Raw genomic sequence first — 4,338 nt, 5'->3', positions numbered from 1 at the left:
CCAGATGCGGCCTCAGCACAGCCAGCTTCACCGCCAGGGCATCCTCACTCATCACACCAAGCCCAACGAGCCGATCATGAAAACCGCCGACCAGCCAATTCATCGTCGGGCCCTAAAGCTGGCCACCGAGACCACGATCGGCACGCAGTCGGTCCGCACCGTCGCCGTGGTGGCCGCACTGATCGAACCGTACGGCGGCGGGACAACGTGGCCGTCGGCACCACTCCATTATGGAACTTGAAGGAACCGGGATGCGGTTCGCCAGCCGCACCCCGTCGCGGTCGTCAACGAGAGTGGGATCGGCCCCGGCGGCGATACCGAAGCGAGCCGCCACGGTGGCGGCGCGCGCAGTTCATCGCCTCCACCAACGCGTTCATCCGCGTCTCGTCGGCGAGGCCGACTGGGACCAGAGCAACGTGGGCCAGCTGTTCAACGGCCTCGGTCAGCGCCACCATACTTTCCATGAGTGGGTCGCTGCGATCGGCCTCGCGCGTCATGACGTCGAGCGTCCGGTGCAGCAAATGCAACGGCATACTCCTGTCGCTTCCCACTTCAGATAGATATTGTCAACGCGTTGGCCGGGCTTCACGAGCAAGGGGATCCCCCGTTTTTACACTGCCCGATCTGGACGGCTGGCGCCGCCACGGGCACCCGAGGCTGCTTCCCCATGAACAAGATTGCAAGGTTGCTCCACGGCCGCCGCGCTGCGCCGCAGGTCCTAATAGGATGCGACGTAGACGCCGACGCAATTTACTGATTGATGCGCATAAAAGACGTCACCGTGGAGACGAAGGACTGACTGGGCAATGACCATGACAAACGAGACATCAGAAGTCAGCTCGTCGGCAGCAGACTTTCTGAGGGCCCACACGTACATGGGGACCCACTGGCAGCATGCGCTGATCCCGATGCCTTCGCTCATCGAGCGACTCGCGCACCAAGCTGGGATACGCCAGGACGCCCCGGCGGTCACCGTTCTGCACCCCACGGTGCAAGACGAAACATGCTCCTATGCCGAGTTGTGGGCACAAATACAGGACAGGCGCCGTGACCTTGCGCGATTCGGCGTCGGGGCCGCCGACGTCTGCGGGGTCCATGTCAGCAACTCGATGGACAGTGTCGTCTCCGTCCTGTCCGTCATCGCGGCCGGCGCAGCGGCCCTGCTGGTGGATGCAAAGGAGCCGGGGGAACGGTCGAACGACATGATCGCGAGCGCGGCGACCGTCGATTTGAGACCCGGCTCCTACCGGAAGCGGATTCGTCCACCGCGTGAAGGCGACGGATCGGACACTCCCGCGGCAATGCACCGGCCGGCCATCATGGTCTGCACCACAGGGTCGACCGCGGCCTCCAAAGTTGTCACGCAGGCCGATTACTCGGTCGCCCTCAATGCGCTGGCGGTCGCACGACACCACAGGATGACGCACTCCGACGTCCTTGCGTGCCCGCTGCCCATCTCACATGTCAACGGTCTCGAGTTCGGGCTCTTCGCAACCTTGTTGAGCGGAGGACATTGCCTGCTGTACGGAGAATTCGATCCGTACCACTTCATCGAAACCCTGCATCATCACGACGCTACGCTCGCAACAACGGTCCCGCCGCTTCTGCGCGCCCTGTCGAGCATTCGCGAGTGGCCCAAACTCGATCGTCTGCGCTATTTTGTGTCCGCGGCCTCCCCCCTCCCCCCGGAGGTCCTAGAGAGCGTTCATGGGCGAGGAAAGTGCGCCGTTCAGGGCTACGGTCTGTCGGAAACCATGAACTTTTCGACCGTTATGCCGTACGCATATCGGGAAGGCATGATGCACGGTTGCGAGCTGTCGGCGGATTCCCCGCACATCCCTTCGGCCGGGGCAGCAATCTTCGGCAACGAGATCGCCGTCCAACGCGATGGAATTCCCCTTCCCGCAGGAGAAATCGGAGAAGTGGTCGTTCGCGGGCACTCGGTGATGTCGGGATACTCCAACAACCCGGCGGCCACAAAGGATTCTTTCGTCGGCGGCTGGTTCCACACCGGCGATCTGGGGCTGATCGTGCCGAGCCTGCAGTACCCGGAGAATTCACTCCTGTACCTCACGGGGAGAATCAAGAATGTCGTCAAGTGCGCCAGCGTCTCGATCTCCTTGGATGAGCTGGACCGAGTCGTCCTGGGAGTCCAGGGGTTGGACGACGCCTGTGCGGCCGCACGGCCTGACGTCCATCGCGGCGAGGCCGTGACCATGTTCTACGCGGTGCAATCGGGCGATGAGTTCAACGAACAACTCATCCGTGAGGCTTGCGCGCGGGTCGCTCCCCCACCACTCATGGGGTTGCGGATCGTGCGGCTCCGAGCGATACCCCGCCTGCGCTCGGGGAAGCCGAACAGGCGACAGCTGGCGTCGCAAGCAGCAACCGATACGGTGACATAGGAGCTGCGGTGACTCATCAACAAGACGACAAGAGTGTTGAACGGCTGGCACCCCAGTACCTGCGTTCAGCCGAGGAATTACGCCCTTGCGGCCGCCGCAGCGGAGAACCTGGCAGATTGCTGCTAACCGGGGCGTCCGGATTCCTCGGGCGAAGCCTGTTGAAGCGGATCGTGAAAGCCATGCCCGATCAAGACATCTTCTGCTTGGTGCGCGACGAGAACAGCTTCCGCTCCGGCCTCAGCGGTATGAGCGTGTCAGGGCAGGTCCATCCCCTGATCGGGGACCTGTCGCTCCCACTTCTGGGTCTCTCGGCACAGCAGTGGACGGAGCTGGGTCAAGAAGTCTCCACCATAGTGCACGCGGGGGCATCGGTTAACCATTTCCTTTCGTTGGAGCGGATGGTCGACACGAATGTCTCCGGAACTCTTGCACTCCTCCGTCTGGCCGGTGAACACCGTGACAAGCGCATGCACTTCATCTCTTCCATGTCCATCCTGGGTCGTGACCACGCAGGGAACCGTGCGAACCGGCTGCCGCCACAGCCTCCGCCCGGAGGATACGCCCAATCGAAATGGCTGGCGGAGTGCCTGACAAAGATCTGCCAATCGGCAGGGTTCGACGTCAGCACCTACCGCGTCGGCGGCCTAGGCCCGGACACGGAGACCGGCGAAGTGAATCCGAGGGACTGGCGATGGCTCACCATGCGGGCGGCCCTCGAATCCGGACGCTGGCCGATCTCCCACGGCGGTCCACGATGGCTTCCAGTGGATGTGGCGGCGAGGATGGTGATAGGTAACCTCGCGCATCACACCGCTCCGGCCGAGCGCTATCACCTTGTTGCGCCGAGCAGACCGACATGGGATGCCGTTTTCGACGAGCTGGTCCGCCTCGGTCACGATCTCGAAAGGGTTGACCGTGAGACATGGTTTGACACGATGCGAGATCGCGCGAGGGCCCGCGATGAGACGGCGATGGGAATCCTTGCACTGAGGCTGCCGCGGCAGGCCGACAGAGAGAACGCCGCCCAGAACCAGGACACCGGCGCGGTGCCCATCGGGGGTGTCCATCCGGAATCCTGGGCACCGGAACACCTCCCCGTGACAATTCTCTGGGCAGCTCGGCACGGGTTACTTGAAGCTCGCGCCACTTCCGCTCGTTGGAGCAGTTCCAGCCATCGTGCCGGATTCCCGATACCCGACTCCGGGAGGGTCGTTCAAAAGTCGGTCGACACTCACCGATGTCACGGTGGGTGAGATTCGCGGATGCCGAGATCCGGGATCGACTGTCCGGAGTAGATGCAGCGGCCGGGATCCCATAGATCATCCTGTGCGACGAAGTTGATCGAGGGCCGGCCGCTGTGCTGTCATCGGCGACACACCACCTTCTCGCCCGCGCTTGCCGACGAGTCGATGCCGTGTCCTCGACCGAGGCGTTCAGATGCTCCCGAGCCCGTATCGGATTCGACTGCTCCACCCTGTCGTGACAGCGGGCAACGCCTGCACCACACCCTACGCCAAACGCCCTCCCTGTCACGCTGATGTGAGACAGCCCGTCTACCAGGGGATACTCTTCCTGGTCGGCCCCGAGGAGAGCACGGCGAGTTCAGGCAGTGGAAGCATTTTCCTCGACGAGTTCGGCGAATATCTCGGAGGGCTTCTTCCAGTCGAAGATCTTACGCGGTCGGTTGTTGATGTCGGCGGCGACCATCGGACGTCGAAGCCCCACGAGAACCCGGATCCGGACGCCCGGCCCCAGCGGCGGACATTCACTGCAGAGTTCAAGGCGAGGATTCTGGACGAGTACGACGCGGCACCGGATGCGGCGGCTCGCGGGGCGATTCTGCGCCGGGAACGGCTGTACGGGTCACACATTCTCGATTGGCGCAAGGCCCGGGACGCCGGAGCCGCGGGGGGCTGTCCTGGCGCCGACCCGC

Annotated in this window: 4 protein-coding genes and 1 pseudogene; 4 read left to right on the top strand and 1 reads right to left on the bottom strand. The window is 63.4% G+C overall.

The window, feature by feature from the left end:
• Positions 1-241, top strand: a 241-nt coding sequence (locus AB0F10_RS44515; protein WP_360640465.1) for a hypothetical protein, incomplete at its 5' end; no start/stop codon positions are given.
• A gap of 43 nt (positions 242-284) precedes the next feature.
• Here the strand turns inward: AB0F10_RS44515 and AB0F10_RS44510 are convergent.
• Entirely contained in the window at positions 285-527 is a 243-nt protein-coding gene (locus AB0F10_RS44510) for a hypothetical protein (protein WP_360640462.1), read from the bottom strand.
• Positions 528-806: 279 nt separating this feature from the next.
• Between AB0F10_RS44510 and AB0F10_RS44505 the strand changes: the two genes are divergently transcribed.
• From AB0F10_RS44505 to AB0F10_RS44495, 3 genes and pseudogenes are all read left to right on the top strand, one after another.
• Positions 807-2,405 carry a class I adenylate-forming enzyme family protein gene (locus AB0F10_RS44505; RefSeq protein WP_360640459.1) on the top strand — a complete coding sequence of 533 codons (1,599 nt, stop codon included), beginning with the start codon at positions 807-809 and terminating at the stop codon, positions 2,403-2,405.
• An 8-nt stretch (positions 2,406-2,413) separates the two neighbouring features.
• Positions 2,414-3,658 (top strand): SDR family oxidoreductase, encoded by a 1,245-nt coding sequence (locus AB0F10_RS44500; protein WP_360640456.1) that lies wholly within the window; start codon positions 2,414-2,416, stop codon positions 3,656-3,658.
• Positions 3,659-4,136: 478 nt separating this feature from the next.
• Positions 4,137-4,338: pseudogene (locus AB0F10_RS44495) on the top strand (hypothetical protein); the annotation flags it as partial.

Source organism: Actinoplanes sp. NPDC026623 (assembly GCF_040638275.1).
GTDB lineage: Bacteria > Actinomycetota > Actinomycetes > Mycobacteriales > Micromonosporaceae > Actinoplanes.
Note: the sequence above shows the minus strand (reverse complement) of the source record. Positions and strands in the feature narration are given on the sequence as shown.

Excerpts from the sequence above, each read along its gene's own strand:
- AB0F10_RS44505 (WP_360640459.1), top strand. The coding sequence starts at position 807 with ATGACCATGACAAACGAGACATCAGAAGTCAGCTCGTCGGCAGCAGAC.